The sequence below is a fragment of the Novacetimonas pomaceti genome (assembly GCF_003207955.1).
Lineage (GTDB): Bacteria > Pseudomonadota > Alphaproteobacteria > Acetobacterales > Acetobacteraceae > Novacetimonas > Novacetimonas pomaceti.
The window spans coordinates 271,523-286,428 of sequence record NZ_NOXG01000003.1 but is presented as its reverse complement, the minus strand read 5'-3'; the positions used below and the strand labels follow the sequence as shown (position 1 = coordinate 286,428).

18 protein-coding genes and 1 tRNA gene are annotated in these 14,906 nt (G+C 65.2%); 11 read left to right on the top strand and 8 right to left on the bottom strand.

What is annotated here, in order from left to right; translation table 11 throughout:
- Positions 1 to 16 precede the first annotated feature (16 nt).
- The 5 genes from CFR71_RS05675 (at position 17) to CFR71_RS05655 (ending at position 3,379) form a co-directional block, all read left to right on the top strand.
- Complete coding sequence (locus tag CFR71_RS05675) at positions 17 to 1,213, top strand: MFS transporter (protein WP_110528285.1); 1,197 nt, start codon at positions 17 to 19, stop codon at positions 1,211 to 1,213.
- Positions 1,214 to 1,270: 57 nt separating this feature from the next.
- Complete coding sequence (locus CFR71_RS05670; protein ID WP_110528282.1) at positions 1,271 to 1,852, top strand: LOG family protein; 582 nt, start codon at positions 1,271 to 1,273, stop codon at positions 1,850 to 1,852.
- Between the two features lie 55 nt (positions 1,853 to 1,907).
- A tRNA-Pro gene (locus CFR71_RS05665) sits at positions 1,908 to 1,984 on the top strand.
- A 247-nt stretch (positions 1,985 to 2,231) separates the two neighbouring features.
- Positions 2,232 to 2,894 (top strand): hypothetical protein, encoded by a 663-nt coding sequence (locus CFR71_RS05660; protein ID WP_239020278.1) that lies wholly within the window; start codon positions 2,232 to 2,234, stop codon positions 2,892 to 2,894.
- A gap of 119 nt (positions 2,895 to 3,013) precedes the next feature.
- Positions 3,014 to 3,379 carry a hypothetical protein gene (locus CFR71_RS05655; protein ID WP_239019475.1) on the top strand — a complete coding sequence of 122 codons (366 nt, stop codon included), beginning with the start codon at positions 3,014 to 3,016 and terminating at the stop codon, positions 3,377 to 3,379.
- A 244-nt stretch (positions 3,380 to 3,623) separates the two neighbouring features.
- Here the strand turns inward: CFR71_RS05655 and hemH are convergent, their stop codons facing one another.
- The 3 genes from hemH to CFR71_RS05645 all read right to left on the bottom strand — a co-directional run bounded on the left by hemH (position 3,624) and on the right by CFR71_RS05645 (position 6,074).
- On the bottom strand, positions 3,624 to 4,667 hold the full coding sequence (hemH, locus tag CFR71_RS05650) for a ferrochelatase (protein ID WP_110528279.1): 1,044 nt from the start codon (positions 4,665 to 4,667) through the stop codon (positions 3,624 to 3,626).
- A 91-nt stretch (positions 4,668 to 4,758) separates the two neighbouring features.
- Positions 4,759 to 4,899, bottom strand: coding sequence for a hypothetical protein (locus tag CFR71_RS16410; protein WP_165832036.1), 141 nt, complete (start codon positions 4,897 to 4,899; stop codon positions 4,759 to 4,761).
- Positions 4,900 to 5,000: 101 nt separating this feature from the next.
- On the bottom strand, positions 5,001 to 6,074 hold the full coding sequence (locus tag CFR71_RS05645; RefSeq protein ID WP_110528276.1) for an A/G-specific adenine glycosylase: 1,074 nt from the start codon (positions 6,072 to 6,074) through the stop codon (positions 5,001 to 5,003).
- 10 nt (positions 6,075 to 6,084) lie between these two features.
- Between CFR71_RS05645 and CFR71_RS05640 the strand changes: the two genes are divergently transcribed.
- Positions 6,085 to 6,618 carry a DUF721 domain-containing protein gene (locus CFR71_RS05640; RefSeq protein WP_110528273.1) on the top strand — a complete coding sequence of 178 codons (534 nt, stop codon included), beginning with the start codon at positions 6,085 to 6,087 and terminating at the stop codon, positions 6,616 to 6,618.
- Positions 6,619 to 6,872: 254 nt separating this feature from the next.
- Positions 6,873 to 7,205: a hypothetical protein gene (locus CFR71_RS05635; protein WP_110528270.1), complete on the top strand. Its 333-nt coding sequence runs from the start codon at positions 6,873 to 6,875 to the stop codon at positions 7,203 to 7,205.
- On the opposite strand, the gene CFR71_RS05630 is transcribed toward CFR71_RS05635, so the two are convergent.
- The 3 genes from CFR71_RS05630 to CFR71_RS05620 are packed head-to-tail and all read right to left on the bottom strand — an operon-like array spanning position 7,202 to position 8,960.
- Positions 7,202 to 7,834 carry a phosphoribosylanthranilate isomerase gene (locus tag CFR71_RS05630; RefSeq protein ID WP_110528267.1) on the bottom strand — a complete coding sequence of 211 codons (633 nt, stop codon included), beginning with the start codon at positions 7,832 to 7,834 and terminating at the stop codon, positions 7,202 to 7,204. The genes CFR71_RS05635 and CFR71_RS05630 overlap by 4 nt on opposite strands.
- A 2-nt stretch (positions 7,835 to 7,836) precedes the next feature.
- Entirely contained in the window at positions 7,837 to 8,553 is a 717-nt protein-coding gene (gene pyrF, locus CFR71_RS05625; protein WP_110528265.1) for an orotidine-5'-phosphate decarboxylase, read from the bottom strand.
- Between the two features lie 8 nt (positions 8,554 to 8,561).
- A complete protein-coding gene (locus tag CFR71_RS05620; RefSeq protein ID WP_110528262.1) occupies positions 8,562 to 8,960 on the bottom strand; it encodes a LapA family protein in 399 nt (132 codons plus the stop codon).
- A gap of 170 nt (positions 8,961 to 9,130) precedes the next feature.
- On the opposite strand from CFR71_RS05620, the gene CFR71_RS05615 reads away from it, so the two are divergent.
- Positions 9,131 to 9,421 carry a hypothetical protein gene (locus CFR71_RS05615; RefSeq protein WP_110528259.1) on the top strand — a complete coding sequence of 97 codons (291 nt, stop codon included), beginning with the start codon at positions 9,131 to 9,133 and terminating at the stop codon, positions 9,419 to 9,421.
- 40 nt (positions 9,422 to 9,461) lie between these two features.
- On the opposite strand, the gene CFR71_RS16405 is transcribed toward CFR71_RS05615, so the two are convergent.
- The gene (locus tag CFR71_RS16405; RefSeq protein WP_165832035.1) at positions 9,462 to 9,704 is read right to left on the bottom strand and encodes a hypothetical protein; all 243 of its coding nucleotides are present in this window, start codon (positions 9,702 to 9,704) and stop codon (positions 9,462 to 9,464) included.
- Between CFR71_RS16405 and CFR71_RS05610 the strand changes: the two genes are divergently transcribed.
- From CFR71_RS05610 to CFR71_RS05600, 3 genes are all read left to right on the top strand, one after another.
- On the top strand, positions 9,703 to 11,112 hold the full coding sequence (locus CFR71_RS05610; RefSeq protein WP_110528256.1) for a M20/M25/M40 family metallo-hydrolase: 1,410 nt from the start codon (positions 9,703 to 9,705) through the stop codon (positions 11,110 to 11,112). The two genes, CFR71_RS16405 and CFR71_RS05610, sit on opposite strands and share 2 nt — an antisense overlap.
- A 155-nt stretch (positions 11,113 to 11,267) precedes the next feature.
- Positions 11,268 to 12,239, top strand: a complete 972-nt coding sequence (gene pdxA, locus CFR71_RS05605; protein ID WP_207781329.1) for a 4-hydroxythreonine-4-phosphate dehydrogenase PdxA — start codon at positions 11,268 to 11,270, stop codon at positions 12,237 to 12,239.
- Positions 12,236 to 13,027 carry a pyridoxine 5'-phosphate synthase gene (locus CFR71_RS05600; protein ID WP_110528250.1) on the top strand — a complete coding sequence of 264 codons (792 nt, stop codon included), beginning with the start codon at positions 12,236 to 12,238 and terminating at the stop codon, positions 13,025 to 13,027. Before pdxA ends, CFR71_RS05600 begins: the two co-directional genes overlap by 4 nt.
- 135 nt (positions 13,028 to 13,162) lie before the next feature.
- On the opposite strand, the gene tldD is transcribed toward CFR71_RS05600, so the two are convergent.
- The gene (tldD, locus tag CFR71_RS05595; protein WP_110528246.1) at positions 13,163 to 14,620 is read right to left on the bottom strand and encodes a metalloprotease TldD; all 1,458 of its coding nucleotides are present in this window, start codon (positions 14,618 to 14,620) and stop codon (positions 13,163 to 13,165) included.
- Positions 14,621 to 14,906 lie beyond the last annotated feature (286 nt).

Genomic DNA, 14,906 nt, shown 5'->3' with positions numbered 1-14,906 from the left:
GAGTTTCGAGCGCATCATGACCATGGCGCAGACGTCCATGACGTCCCCAACACGGCGGATTCTGGCCGTCGTCCTGTTCAATCTGCTGTGTTACATCGATATCGGGCTGCCAATGGCGGTCATTCCCGTCTTTGTCCACCAGGTGCTGGGATACAATACGGTCATCGCGGGTTTTGCTGTGTCGCTGCAGTACCTTGCCACCTTTGTCTCCCGTGCGTCGGCGGGACAGGCGGCGGACCGTCGCGGGGCGAAACCCGCCGTGGTCATCGGGCTGGTGGTCTGCACCCTTTCGGGGATCATGCTGATGACATCGGGCCTGCTGCTCCATTACGCAGCACTTTCGGCGCTGATGCTGATCGGCAGCCGCATCCTGCTGGGGGTTGGCGAAAGCTGGACCGCGACGGGCGCGATCATGTGGAATATCGGGCGCGTCGGCGCGACCCGGACGGCGCAGGTGATTTCATGGAACGGCGTGACCTCGTACGGCGGGATCGCGCTTGGCGCGCCGGTGGGGCAGGTGCTTTCCGGGCTGCCGATGCCTTATGGAGGGCTGGTGCTGGTGGGGGCGCTGTCGGCGGTGCTTCCCTTCGTGGGATTCCTGCTGGCGGTGCAGTACGAGCCGGTGGCCCCCGTCGCGCACAAGGGGCCGCCCACGCCATTTCGCACCGTGTTCTGGCGCGTATTGCCGCATGGGCTGGTGCTGGCGTGCGGGTCGGTCGGGTTCGGGACCATTTCCTCGTGCCTTGCGCTGTTTTTCGCGCACCAGAACTGGAACGGCGCTGCGATCGCGCTGGCGGCGTTCGGCATCGTGTTCGTGCTGATCCGCCTTGTGTTCGCGCGCCAGATCGACCGTCGCGGGGGGCTGGTCGTCGCGCTGGTCTCCCTTGTGGTGGAGACGATCGGCCTGCTGGTGCTGTGGCGCTGTTCGGGGGTGTTCATGGCCGATATCGGCGCGGCCCTGACGGGGGCGGGATTCTCCCTTGTCTTTCCGGCCCTTGGCGTGCTGGCGGTGGCGCGCGTCGGGCCGGAAAACCGGGGCGCCGCGCTGGGGGCGTTCTCGGTATTCCTGGATATCGCGGTGGGGCTGTCCGGCCCGCTGCTTGGCCTTGTCATCCAGACAATGGGTTATGGCGCGTTGTTTATGGTATCCGCACTGTTTACGCTGGCCGGGGTCGCGACGACCCTCGTGCTGCAACGCCAGGCCCATCGCTGATGCGACGGGTCGCGTAAGATGACGCGTCATTACCAATCTGCTGGAGACTTTCCTGCCATGTCCATTTCCTCGGTCGCCGTATTCTGTGGATCGCGTTTTGGCGTCCGGCCCGAATTCCATGCCGCCGCGACGGAACTGGGAACGCGGCTGGGGCAGGCGGGGCTGCGCCTTGTCTATGGCGGCGGGCATGTCGGCCTGATGGGGGCGGTGGCCGACGCGGCGCTGAAGGCGGGGGGAAAGGTAACGGGCATCATTCCCGCCTTTCTGCATGATCGTGAAATCATGCATGAGGGGGTGACGGACCTGACGGTCACGACCTCCATGCACGACCGCAAGGCGATGATGTTTTCCCGCGCCGATGCCTTCGTGGTGATGCCCGGCGGACTGGGCACCTTTGACGAGACGATAGAGATCATGACGTGGCGTCAGCTCAGGCAGCATGACAAGCCGATTTTCATCGTCAACATCGCCAGATGGGCCGCGCCGCTGATCGCCATGATCGAGGCGACGATCGAAAGCGGATTCGCCTCCCCCGACGTGCGGGAGCTTTTCCGCGTGGTGGACGATGTGCCCGCCGTGATGCGCGCGCTGCATGAAACCGCCACCAGCAGCGGGAACGTCAACGTCGATCATTTCTGAAAAGACGCGAACCCCCTTGCGGAATGTGACGGACCCCTGTATAGCCGCCTCCAGACGGAGTGTAGCTCAGCCTGGTAGAGCACTGTGTTCGGGACGCAGGGGCCGGAGGTTCGAATCCTCTCACTCCGACCAGACCTTTGTGTAATGGTCTGGTCCTTCATGCCCGCGGGGCATTGCCTTCGGGCACCATTTCCCATACCGCAAAATACTTGGATGCGTGCCCTCGCACAGGGGGGCGTGATTCCCCATATCCATGCCGATACGCATGATATGCGTCCCGCCGCCCCGCAGGGCGGGAGGGCAACATATTGATATGATCCGATGACATGTCGGGCCGTATTTGTAGGGCATACTGTCGCTGGTGAAGGAGGGACAGGAAATGAAACGCTTTCTTCTGGGGGGCATCGCGCTGGTCGTCGCCGGAAGCATGATCGGCGGTGAGCCGGTGCAGGCTTACGCGCATGGCGGCGGCGGTGGCTTTGGCGGCGGTGGCTTCCATGGGGGAGGCGGCGGCGGCTTTCGTGGCGGCGGCGGTGGTTTCGGCGGTGGCGGTTTCCGTAGTGGTGGCTGGCATGGCGGCGGAGGCCGGTGGCACAATGTCGATGGCTGGCGCGGCGGCGGCTGGGGTGGTCGCGGCTGGGGCTGGGGCTGGGGCGGCGGCTATCCCATATGGGGCTGGGGCGGATGGGGATATCCGTACGGCTGGGGCTGGGGCTGGGGTGGTTATGGCCTGGGCATAGGCATGGGGGCCGCGATGGGGGCTGCAGCCGCTGCGTCGAGCTATCAGGCCGCGCCGGGCATCTATAACGGCAACAGTGGTTCCGGCCCGGAAGATGACTCCGTCTATGATGCCGAACTGAACAGCCTCCTGTCCGATGCGCCACCGCAGCAGCAGGGCGCGCCTGTCGCGCCGAACGGTGTGGGCGGGCGGCCGACGGGTGCGCAGGGGGGCCTTGTTCCTTCCACGCCCATGCATAAATCGCATGTCTGCCCCAAAGGTCAGGTATATAATGACCTGACGGAAAGCTGTGACCGTCCCTGACGGGGATGATGCATGTCCGAAAGATTGTGTTACTACTATTCCTGAACAAGAAGCGCCGTGGCGGGGCAGGCCATCCCGTTTCCGGCAGGATCAGTATCGGGCCAGGTATGATGCAGACAATGACGGTACAGAAAATTTCTAGGGTATTCCTGCTGGCAACCACGCTGGTGGGAACTTCGGTCGTGGCGGCGCATGCGGAACCGGGCGGATGCCTGAAATATGGCGCGGTCGGTGCGGTGGGCGGCCATGTCGCCAACCATCACACGGTGGCAGGCGCCATGGGCGGATGCGCGGTTGGCATGTACAAGCGCCATGAATACCGCAAGGGCATTCGTGAAAAGGCCGCCCTTTATGACAAGGAGCATCCTGCCGATCCGCATGAAAGCCTGTGGGAACGTTATCGCACCCGCAAGACGGACGAGCAGAAGGCCACCCTGTACGACGCGGAACATCCCCCTGCGCCGACGCCCGCCGCCGCCCACTGAGGCCTGATATCCGGCAGGTCTTTGCCAAAAGACCGGGCATGGAATGAAAAAGGAAGGAAACTCACCGTCAGGCGGGAACCTTCCTTTTTTTATGGCTGTTTTTAAGGGACTGTTTGAAAACAGCAGAAGCTTTTAGGTGTCGCATTTTTCAGAATGGCGACGTCTTTTGAAGCTTTTTATAAAAAGCTTCACCAAAAATTTTCTAAAATTTCAGTATGTTAGTCTGTCTGTCTGGACAACGACATCATGCGGCGGGGGAAGGATCGTCGATCCAGCCGCGCAGGTCGTTGCGGATCAGTGTCTCCAGCATGTCGATCGCGACGGGCGCGTCATTGAGGCAGGGGATCAGGGTAAGTTCCTCGCCACCGGCCTTGAGGAAACCGTCACGGACTTCGTTGCCGATTTCATCCAGCGTCTCGATGCAGTCGGAGACAAAGCCCGGCATGATGACCGCGATGCGCGTGATCCCCTGCGCCGGCAGGGCCTCGATATAGGGCGCGGTATAGGGTTCAAGCCATTTCGCCGGGCCAAAGCGTGACTGGTATGTCAGGGGCATCGTGTCCGCGTCATGTCCCGTCGCCTTGCGCAGCGCCGCGATGGTGCGTTCACAGTCGAGGGGATAATGATCCCCTTTTTCCACATATTCGCGCGGCAGACCGTGGAAGGATGCGACGATTTTCTGGGGCGGCGTCCCGAGCGTCGCAAGATGTTCGCGCATGCGCGCCGCCAGTGCCGCGATATAGGCCGGATGGTCGGGAAAGGGCGGCAGCGTCCGGGTCGCGGGCTGGTTGCGCAGCCGCATCAGCGCGCGAAACACCTGGTCGTTGGCGGTGGCGGTGGTCGTGGCGCTGTATTGCGGGTAAAGCGGCGCGAGAAGGATGCGGTCGCATCCCTGCCGGATCAGGTCATGAAGGGCGTCCGCCACGCTGGGGGTGCCATAGCGCATACCCCACGCCACGGCGACGCCTTCGGGGGCAAGGCGGGCGGCCAGGCCTTCCGCCTGTTCGCGGGTATAGGTGCGCAGGGGGCTTTCATCGCGGTCGGTACGCCAGATGCGCTGGTACGCGGCCCCGGTCTTGCGGGGGCGGAAGGTCAGCACAACCCCGTTAAGGATCGGCTTCCACACCAGCGGGTTGGCTTCGATGATGCGGCGGTCCGACAGGAATTCGCCCAGATAGCGGCGAATTGCCGAATATCCCGTTCCGTCGGGCGTTCCCAGATTGCTCAGCAGGACGCCCACCCGGGACGTCTGGATCGGTGTGTCCCGACGAATGGTTATGAAGGTCATGGGATCACTGTGCTACAGGAGGAGACGTGTTTATGCAAAAGTCCTGTTCCGGTTCACAGTGATCCCGACCCGTCGGTCAGGAAGGACGCGCCTAGTAGCGTCGATCGTTGGCGCGAACGCGCACCGGCCGGGCCTGTGGCGTCAGTGTTGCGTTACGCACGAGATGGACTGCGGCAGCCGCCCCGACGGCGAGGGCGACCATAAATGGTGAAAACAGCTGGACAAGAGTCATGACACGTTCCCCTTCCACATCACGGTATGGTCAGTGAACCGCGCGCGGTGATGCCGCGTCAATGAAAAAAGCGACATTCATTGCGCGTCCATCCATTCATTTCATTCCACGGGATCGGCCGCCAGCGCAATACACTTGCGCATCAGCGATGCGATGCCCATCTGTTGCGCCCGTTCGCGCGGATATACCAGTCCGCCATCACGGGCGATGGCGTTGGGGAAGCGTTCGACCCGCGTGGCATAGACATCCACGATCAGCGTGAAATGGGTAAAGACATGCCGGACTTCGCCCACATGCCGCCATTGCGCCGCGGGCTGCGCCAGCGGCGCATGGGACAGCCCTTCTTCCATCGACCAGCGTTCCGCCCGCCATTGCGGGCCAGGCAGGCCCAGCGTTCCGCCCAGAAGTCCCGTTTCCTCGCGCCTGTGCAGCAGCAGGCCGCCGGTGGCGTCGGTCACGTGGAAATGCACGCCATAGCGCGTGGGGCGCGCGGCCCTGGGCGCCTTGCGCGGCAGGGTGGGGGCGATCCCTTCGCGCAGTCCCGCGCAGTCCGCGCGCCACGGGCACAGGGCGCAGGCAGGCGTGCGGGGGGTGCATATCCCCGCGCCAAGGTCGAACAGGGCCTGTGCGAAATCCGATGGGCGGCCATGCGCCACGGGATCATCATTCAGCCGCGCCGCCTGCGCCGCGATGGCGGGTCGGGCGCGGGGCAGGGGATCGGTCATGGCGAAAAGCCGCGTCGTGACCCGTTCGACATTGCCATCGACGGGAACGACGGGCCGCCCGAACGCGATCGCCGCGATGGCCGCCGCCGTATAGGGGCCGATGCCCGGCAGGGCACGCAGACCCTCCACCGTGTCGGGGAACCGGCCGCCCATGTCCGCCACCCGGCGGGCGCAGGCATGCAGGTTGCGCGCCCGCGCGTAATAGCCAAGCCCGGCCCACGCCGCCATGACGGTGTCCTGGTCCGCGTTGGCAAGGTCGGTGACCGTGGGAAACTGTCGGGTGAAGCGTTCGAAATAGGGAATGACGGCGGTCACGGTCGTCTGCTGCAGCATGATTTCGCTGAGCCAGACATGATACGGATTTGCCGTTTGCCCCGGCAGCGCGCGCCATGGCAGGGTGCGGCGATGCCGGTCATACCAGCGCAACAGTTTGGCAGCAGAAAGTGACACAGGCCCGCTTATGACGAAGGAACCGACACGGGGCAAGCGAAAGGGCGCCCCTGCCTCCGCCCCTTCCACGCCTGACGCGCAACCCGCCGGGCGGCAGCAGTACCGCGCGCGGGCGTTGCGCAGCCTTGGCGCGCTGATGCCCGGTGTGACCCGCCCGGCCTTTCGCAAGCAGTCGCCCGCCGCCGTGCAGGTGATGGTGGACTGGCCCGACATCGTGGGGCCGGACCTTGCCCGTTCCACGGTGCCGCGCCGGCTTTCGGCCGGGACCCTGACGGTGGCGTGCAACGGGCCTGTCGCGATGGAGCTCCAGCATCTGGCGCCCGCGCTGATCGCGCGCATCAACGGCGCATGCGGCCCCGGCGTGGTCAAAAGGCTCAGGATGCAGCAGGACATGACCCTGCGTCCCACGCCGCCGCCACCTCCACCACGTCCCGTGCCCGCGCCGGTGGCGATCGAGGACATGCCCGAAGGTCCGCTGCGCGACGCGCTGTCGCGTCTGGGGGGATGGGTGGGCCAGCGCAAAACGGGCACACGACGGCGTTAGGCCTCTCGACAGGTCATGGCCCCGGACAGGCCGTGGCCCCGAATTGGCGTGGCATTGTGAAAAGGCCGGGGCGTATTACATAATGAGGGTGCGCGGCCATGAAATGGTCGCGGAATGGACGTTTTTCCGGTTCATGGACATGTGACGGGGCTGGAATGCCGGTTTCCGGCATGATGTTGCAGGTTTGGTCTGAAAGGCTTGCATGTTCCCGTCCCACGGGCGGGACAGCGATGATGGGAAAAGGATCTGGGTCGATGCGCAGGGTTGCGATGATGCTGGCGGTGTCGCTTGGACTGGCCAGCATGATGCCTGCTTCCAACGCCTATGCATGGCACGGGGGCGGCGGATGGCGTGGCGGCGGCTGGGGCTGGCACGGCGGTGGCTGGGGTTGGGGCTGGGGCGGATTCGGCGCCGGCATGCTCGCGGGGGCCATGGTCGGGACGGCCATCGCGCCCTATCGCTACTACGGGGGGTATGGATACGGGTATCCCTATCCCGTCTACCGGTATCCCGCGCCCTATCCGTACTATGCCTATCCGCCGCCTCCGCCGCCACCCCCGCCGGTTTATCCCTACCCCTATCCCTAAGGTGTAGGGACGCCCGATGCGGCGGCGATGAAAGCCCGGATCAGGGCGGGCGATTTCACGCCTGGCGCGCTTTCCACGCCAGAGGAGACATCGACCGCCTCCGCCCCGCTGAGGGCGATGGCCCGGCCCACGTTATCCGGGGTCAGTCCCCCGGCCAGCATCCACGGAACCGGGCTTTTCCACCCCTGGGTCAGGGTCCAGTCGAACTGCCGCGCATTGCCGCCGGGCCGCGTGCTGCCCGCCGGTGGTCGCGATTCGATGACCAGCCTGTCGGGTGATGCGTGGGCGGGAAGGTCGGCGCGGCTTTCGATCCCGACCGCGCGCCAGACCGGCAGGCCGAAACGTTGCCGGATTTCGATGGCCCGCTGTTGCGGGGCATAAACCTGCAGCCCGTCCAGCGGAACGGTATCCAGCACCCTTTCGATCGCGATGTCATCGGGTTGCACGAACAGGCCGATGCGTTCCGGCCCGCCTGTCATGCGGGCGGATAGCGCGGCCGCCGCGCGTGGCGCGATATCGCGGGGGGAGCGGTCAAAAAACACGAACCCGATCCACCGCGCGCCGGCCTGTGCCGCCGTGTCGAACCCGGTTGCGTCGGTTATGCCGCAGATCTTGACCCCCACGGGCATGGTCAGGCCGACAGTTCCGCCGCGATGGCAGCCGCGGCCGCCGCCGGGTCGGGCGCGCGCGTGATGGGACGTCCCACCACGATCCAGTCCGCCCCCGCGTCGCGGGCCTGTGCCGGGGTCATGATGCGTTTCTGGTCGCCAGCGGCACTTCCCGCCGGGCGGATGCCGGGGACGACCAGCACCGGATCATCGCCCAGCGCGTCACGCAGGAGCCGGATTTCATGTGACGAGCATACAAGCCCGTCCGCCCCCGCCGACATCGCAAGACGCCCGAGGCGCACGACCTGATCTGCCACGTCCGACTCCACGCCCGTTTCATGCAGCGCTGCGGCGTCAAGGCTGGTCAGGACCGTCACCGCCAGCAAAAGCGGCCGTTCACCGTCGGGAAACGACTCGTCAATCGCCCGGCGCGCGGCGGCGATCATGGCGCGTCCCCCCGCGGCATGGATCGTCAGCATGGCCGGACGCAGCCGCGCAAGGCTGCCGATGGCGGAGGCGACGGTATTGGGGATGTCATGCAGCTTCAGGTCAAGGAACAGCGGCCGCGTGCCCGCGACATCGCGCACGGCGTCCAGACCCTGCGCATAGGTGAACTCCAGCCCCAGCTTGACGGCCCCGGCGCTGGCGGCGGTTGCCTCGCGCCATGCCACGGCCTGCGCCGGGTCCTTGGTATCAAGCGCGACAATCAGGCGGGTCGAACGGGCGCGCGTGGCGGACATCGGCACTCTCAGGTCCTGTTTTCGGCAGGGGGAAGGCTGGGGGCATGCGTATCGGGCGCGGCGGGCGGCACCTTCGCCACCAGCTCAGGCTCCTGCGGCGCGGGGGCAACTGGCGCGGCCATGTTCATGGCAGTGACGGAGGCGCGGGCGCGCTGGTCCGCCATCTCCGTCTCCAGCGTGCGGACCTGCTGTTCGGCCTTGCGGGCGCGGCGGATCTGGCCAAGGGTCCCGATCCATGCGCAGACATATCCCAGCGCATAGAACAGTGCTCCCGTCACCAGTGCCAGAACACCGGGCGAGGACTGCCATTTCAGGGTCAGCCATTGCATGGCGGTCGGGTCCTGGTTGCAGGCAGCCAGGATAATAAGCCCGAGCACGAACGGCAGCGTGATGAACAGACGGATCATGATGCGCTTTCCCTAGCGTCAAGGACATTTCCCTGCAAGGAGATCCCTGTCGTGGCTGTCCTGTCACAATGTTTGTGACAGCATGAAAGCTTGATCGCGCCGATGCAACATGATGTCGTGGGAACTGCAACCGCCATGCAGGCGCGCCAGCCACGGAACATGGGGGCGGGATGGGAAAAGTCATTGCCTTTGGCGCCACCGCCCGTCGGGATGACGGCATGTGGGGCGTGGTCGCGACGATGGGGCGGCGGACCCGCATCGCCAGCATTTACGCCACCCGTCAGGCCGCGCTGGCCGATTGTGAGTGGCGCATGCAGCAGGTGGCGGCCTATCGCGCCTTCCTGCGGCAGTCGGGGCAGCCCGTGCCCATCTATGACATCCGCCCGGTCCGTCGCGCCGACCTGCCGCGCGCCTGGCGTCCGCTGCCGGCGCTGGGCTTCCTGCGGGGGCAGTTTTTCTAAAAGAGCTGTCTGGAAAGGCAGGCCGGATAATGCCGTGAAATCATAAAGGTTTTTTGGTGAAGCTTTTTCCAAAAAGCTTCGAAAGACGTCGCCTTTTTGGAAAAAGGCGACACCCAAAAACTTTTGTTTTCATCAGCAGGTTGTTTTCAGACAGCCTGTCGTGCATTCGCGACAGGGAGGCATGACGGCCACGGGATTGCATTTTCGCGGCATCGTTCGCACAGTCGCCCGCGTTGCGCTGGATGCCAGCATGCCTGCAAGCTTTAAGGATCAAGAGACCCATGACCGAACTGTCCTGTGACCTGACGCCTGTGCTCGATCATGTGGATCGCGCCCTTGACGAAAGCCTGTCGCGGCTGTTCGGCCTGTTGCGGATTCCCAGCATTTCCACCCGGCCCGAACATGCCGGCGACTGCCGCGCGGCGGCGCAGTGGCTGTGCCGGGAGCTGGAGGATATCGGCTTTTCCGCGCGGGTATGCGAAACGCCGGGCCATCCGGTGGTCGTCGCCCATGACCGCACCCCGCCCGAAGGCCCGCACGTCCTGTTCTATGGCCATTATGATGTGCAGCCGGTCGATCCGCTGAACCTGTGGCACAGCGACCCGTTCGAACCCGTGATGGTGACGCGCGATGACGGCGCGCGCCAGATCGTCGCGCGCGGCGCCTCCGACGACAAGGGGCAGGTCATGACCTTCATCGAGGCCCTGCGCGCCATCCGGCAGACGCGCGGGACGATGCCGGTGCGCATCTCCCTCGTCATCGAGGGGGAGGAGGAAAGCGGCGGCCCCAACCTCGTGCCCTTCCTGATGGAACATCGCGACGAACTGGCCGCCGATATCGGCCTGATCTGCGATACCGGCATGCTGGGCGCGACGCCTGCCGTCACCACCGCCCTGCGTGGCATGGTGGGGGAGGAGGTGACCCTGAAATGCGCCACGCGCGACCTGCATTCCGGCATCTATGGCAATGCGGCGCGCAATCCCATCGAACTGCTGTGTTCCATCCTGTCCTCCGTGCGTGACCATGAAACCGGGCGTGTCACGCTGCCCGGTTTCTATGACGGGGTGAGCGAGCCTTCGCCCGAGCTGCGCCAGCGCTGGCGCGAGATCGCGCCCGATGACGCGACCTTCCTGGGCGCGGTCGGCCTGTCGCAGCCGGCGGGGGAGAAGGGATACACCGCCATCGAGCAGACATGGTGCCGCCCGAGTTTCGAGATCAACGGCATTACCGGCGGCTATACGGGCGAGGGGTTCAAGACGGTCCTGCCCGCCATGGCGTCGGCCAAGGTGTCGTTCCGCCTGGTGGCCGGGCAGGACCCGGTCCGGGTGCGCGAAAGCTTCTGTTATCACGTGCGCGCGGCGCTGCCTGCCGATTGCACGGTGGAATTCGCGCCCCATGGCGGGTCGGGCGCCTGCGTGGTGGCCGATGACGCCACGGGCCTGCGTCCCGCGCTGGCGGCGCTGGGGGCGGAATGGGACGTGCCCGCCGTGACCATCGGCTGTGGCGGGTCCATCCCGGTCGCGGCCGACATGCGTAATATTCTGGGCATGTCCGCGTTGCTGATCGGCTTTGCGCAGGATGACGATCGCGCCCATTCCCCGGACGAGAAGTATGACCTCGTCTCCTTCCACAAGGGGATCCGTTCATGGGTGCGTATCCTGCATGCCATCGGTGACGATGCGCGGAGTTAAGAGACCATTTGAAAATGGCAAAACCAGTAATGCCATGAAAAATAATAAAAGTTTTTGGTAAAGCTTTTTGCAAAAGCTTCAAAAGGCGCCCCCCAAAAAACTTCTATTAACGGTTATCAACAGTCTCCAAGGAAAGGACACCGTCCATGTCCGACATGCTGGCCCTGACGATGGGCGACCCGGCGGGGATCGGCCCCGAAATCACCGTCGGGGCATGGCGGGCGCTGCGGCATGGCGGACCGTCCTTTGTCGTGATCGGCGACCCGGGCATCCTGACGCGCGCGGGGGGAACGGTGCGGGTGGTCGGTGACGTGGCGGCGGCGCGTGGGGCGTTCGCCGATGTCATCCCGGTCCTGTCGCAGGCACTGGCGGCTCCGGTGACGCCCGGCCATCCCGACAGCGCGAATGCTGGCGCCATTACCGCGAGCATCGCGCGCGCCGTGCGTCTGGCGCAGGCGGACGAGGTCGCGGGCATCGTGACCAATCCCATCAGCAAGGTCGTGCTGCGTCGCGCGGGCTTTCCCCATCCGGGCCACACCGAATACCTTGGCGAACTGTGCGACATGCCGGGGCGGGAGGTCATGATGCTGGCCTGTCCGCACCTGCGGGTGGTGCCGGTGACGGTGCATGTGGCGCTGCGCCGCGCCCTGGACGAACTGGATGCGGCGGCCATCATTCGCGCCACCCGCACCACGCATGCCGCGCTGCGCCGGGATTTCGGGCTGGTCGTGCCCCGCATCGCCGTGGCGGGTCTCAATCCCCATGCGGGCGAAGGCGGCACGATGGGTACGGAGGAACGCGACATCATCATCCCCGCCATGGAAGTGCTGCGGGCGGAGGGAATGGACATCACCGGGCCATGGCCGCCGGACACCATGTTCACGCCCGCGGCGCGCGCGCGCTATGACGTGGCGATGTGCATGTATCACGATCAGGGGCTGATCCCGCTCAAGACGCTGGACATGGCCCAGGGGGTGAACGTCACGCTGGGCCTGCCGATCATCCGGACCTCCCCCGATCATGGCACGGCATTCGACATTGCCGGTCATGGCACCGCCGATCCCTCCAGCCTGGTGGCGGCGTTGCGCATGGCGGCCGAAATGGCAGTACACAGGAACAGGTCATGACATCTTTCCCGCTTCGCCCGCAGCGCCTGGGTGTGAATATCGACCATGTCGCCACCGTGCGTAACGCGCGCGGCGGCAGCGACCCGGACCCCGTGCGCGCCGCCCTGCTGGCGCAGGCGGCCGGGGCCGATGGCATTACCGCCCACCTGCGCGAGGACAGGCGGCACATCCGCGACCGCGACCTGTCACGGCTGCGTGCCGAACTGTCGATCCCGCTGAACATGGAAATGGCCGCGACCGAGGAAATGGTCGCCATCGCCACCAGCCTGCGTCCGCATGCCTGCTGCCTTGTTCCCGAACGGCGCGAGGAAGTGACGACCGAAGGCGGCCTGGACGTGGCGGCGCAGGAAACGGTGCTGTCATCGCGGGTGGCGCGCCTGCGCGATGCGGGCATCCGTGTCTCGCTGTTCATTGATCCCGACGCGGAACAAATCGCGGCCGCCACGCGGATCGGCGCTGCGGTGGTGGAACTGCATACCGGGGCCTATGCCGAAGCCGGGGATGAAGAGGGGCAGTTCCGGGAACTGGCCCGTCTGGCGCGCGGGGCGACGCTGGCGGCGTCCATGGGGCTGGAGGTGCATGCGGGCCACGGCCTGACCTATGACAATGTCACCCCGGTCGCGGCGCGTCCGGAAATCGTCGAACTCAATATCGGGCATTTCCTGATCGGGCAGGCGATTTTTGATGGCCTGCCGGCGGTCATCCGCCACATGAAGGGACTGATGGCCCATGCCCGCGTCAGGCCGCAGGAAAATGCCGATCCGCAGTCCGATGACGATGGGGAATAGGACAGGGAATATCTGGAAGTGGTAAAAGTTTTTGGGTGCCGCCTTTTTTCAAAAAGGCGGCGTCTTTTGAAGCTTTTTGGAAAAAGCTTCACCAAAAACTTTTGATGGCAGGTTTTCCGCTGGGGCGGCGGGGGATTATCCGCCCGTCCCGCCGATGGTCAGGCCGGTCATCTTCAGCGTCGGCTGTCCCACGCCCACCGGCACGCCCTGGCCGGATTTGCCGCATGTGCCGATTCCGGGGTCAAGTGCCGGTTCCTGTCCGATCATGGTGACCTTGGTCATGGCGTCCGCGCCATTACCGATCAGGGTCGCGCCACGCACCGGGGTCGTGACCTTCCCGTCCTCGATCAGATAGGCTTCGGAGGCGGCGAAGACGAACTTGCCCGATGTGATGTCCACCTGCCCCCCGCCAAAGTTGACAGCGTAAAGACCGCGTTTCGTCGTGCGGATCATGTCCTCCGTCGTGGCGTCACCACCCAGCATGATCGTGTTGGTCATGCGCGGCAGCGGTGCATGGGCATAGGATTCGCGCCGTCCATTGCCGGTGGGGCGCACGCCCATCAGGCGCGCGTTGAGCCGGTCCTGCAGATAACCGGTCAGGATGCCGTCCTCGATCATTACGGTGCGGCCCGTGGGCGTGCCTTCGTCATCGATCGTCAGGCTGCCGCGACGTTCGGGCAGGGTGCCGTCATCGATGACGGTCACGCCGGGGGCCGCCACGCGCTGTCCCATCAGCCCGGCAAAGGCGGAGGTTCCCTTGCGGTTGAAATCCCCCTCCAGCCCATGTCCCACCGCTTCGTGCAGCAGGATGCCCGGCCAGCCCGCGCCCAGCACGACCTCCATCTCCCCCGCCGGGGCCGGGGCCGCGTCAAGGTTGACCAGCGCCATGCGCAATGCCTCGTCCACTGCCGGCTTCCACACCCCGGCATCCAGCAGGCGGGTATAGGAATACCGTCCGCCCAGCCCGTGCCCCCCGCTTTCGCGGCGTCCGTCCTTTTCCACCACGACCGAAACGTTCATGCGCACCAGCGGGCGGATGTCGGCCATCCGCTGTCCGTCGGGACGCATGATCTGCACCGCCTGCCACTGTGCCGACAGGGACGCCATGACCTGCACCACGCGCGGGTCGCGGGCGCGGGCATAGGCGTCGAGTTCCGACAGAAGGGCGGCGCGGCTGGCGAAATCCGTCTCCCCCAGCGGGTTGAGCGTGGGATAGAGGCGCTGGTTCGTCGGCTGTGGCCCCGCCGCCAGCGTGCCGTTGCGGCCGGCGCGGATCTGGGTCACCGTTTCGCTGGCACGGCGGATGGCGCTTTCGCTGATGTCATCGGAATGGGCGAAGCCGGTTTCCTGGTCCAGCACGGCGCGCAGGCCAAAGCCGGAGGACGTATCGAACGTGGCCGAACGGATCACCCCTTCATCAAGGGAAATCATCTCGCTTTCGCGGTATTCCAGAAACAGTTCGCCGTCATCCATGCCGCCGAGCGCCTGCTGCACCAGGCGTTCGGCCTCCACCCGGCCAAGCCGGGCGTCAGCGCGTTCGAAAAACAGGCTGTCCGTGGCGGCAAGAGGGGACAGGTTGGGATCAGGCGACATCGGAAATACTCCGGGTAACGGGAACGCAGCCATGTCCGGGGAATGCGGCGGGACGGCGGCGCATGGCCAAGACCTGCAAGCATAGTCCGATTGCCATCATGGTGGAACCACGCAGGTGGGGCAGGCGGGAAGGGGGATGAAACGTGAACTGGACATAAACTGGACACAATAAAAAATGAACTTCCCTCCATGTGGGTGGTTTTTCTTTTCGTTGATGCCGCTGGCAGGGCATGCTGTGCGGTATGTGTGGTCCAATAGCGTGGAGTTCAGACGTCTCGTGAAAGTT

Bases quoted from the DNA above. Each gene is read 5' to 3' on its own strand.
- CFR71_RS05670 (WP_110528282.1), top strand. From the start codon at position 1,271: ATGTCCATTTCCTCGGTCGCCGTATTCTGTGGATCGCGTTTTGGCGTC.
- CFR71_RS05655 (WP_239019475.1), top strand. From the start codon at position 3,014: ATGACGGTACAGAAAATTTCTAGGGTATTCCTGCTGGCAACCACGCTG.
- CFR71_RS16410 (WP_165832036.1), bottom strand. From the start codon at position 4,899: ATGACTCTTGTCCAGCTGTTTTCACCATTTATGGTCGCCCTCGCCGTC.
- CFR71_RS05635 (WP_110528270.1), top strand. From the start codon at position 6,873: ATGCGCAGGGTTGCGATGATGCTGGCGGTGTCGCTTGGACTGGCCAGC.
- CFR71_RS05615 (WP_110528259.1), top strand. From the start codon at position 9,131: ATGGGAAAAGTCATTGCCTTTGGCGCCACCGCCCGTCGGGATGACGGC.
- pdxA (WP_207781329.1), top strand. From the start codon at position 11,268: ATGCTGGCCCTGACGATGGGCGACCCGGCGGGGATCGGCCCCGAAATC.
- CFR71_RS16405 (WP_165832035.1), bottom strand. From the start codon at position 9,704: ATGGGTCTCTTGATCCTTAAAGCTTGCAGGCATGCTGGCATCCAGCGC.
- CFR71_RS05620 (WP_110528262.1), bottom strand. From the start codon at position 8,960: ATGATCCGTCTGTTCATCACGCTGCCGTTCGTGCTCGGGCTTATTATC.
- CFR71_RS05660 (WP_239020278.1), top strand. From the start codon at position 2,232: ATGAAACGCTTTCTTCTGGGGGGCATCGCGCTGGTCGTCGCCGGAAGC.
- pyrF (WP_110528265.1), bottom strand. From the start codon at position 8,553: ATGTCCGCCACGCGCGCCCGTTCGACCCGCCTGATTGTCGCGCTTGAT.
- CFR71_RS05675 (WP_110528285.1), top strand. From the start codon at position 17: ATGACCATGGCGCAGACGTCCATGACGTCCCCAACACGGCGGATTCTG.
- CFR71_RS05600 (WP_110528250.1), top strand. From the start codon at position 12,236: ATGACATCTTTCCCGCTTCGCCCGCAGCGCCTGGGTGTGAATATCGAC.
- hemH (WP_110528279.1), bottom strand. From the start codon at position 4,667: ATGACCTTCATAACCATTCGTCGGGACACACCGATCCAGACGTCCCGG.
- tldD (WP_110528246.1), bottom strand. From the start codon at position 14,620: ATGTCGCCTGATCCCAACCTGTCCCCTCTTGCCGCCACGGACAGCCTG.
- CFR71_RS05630 (WP_110528267.1), bottom strand. From the start codon at position 7,834: ATGCCCGTGGGGGTCAAGATCTGCGGCATAACCGACGCAACCGGGTTC.
- CFR71_RS05610 (WP_110528256.1), top strand. From the start codon at position 9,703: ATGACCGAACTGTCCTGTGACCTGACGCCTGTGCTCGATCATGTGGAT.
- CFR71_RS05640 (WP_110528273.1), top strand. From the start codon at position 6,085: ATGACGAAGGAACCGACACGGGGCAAGCGAAAGGGCGCCCCTGCCTCC.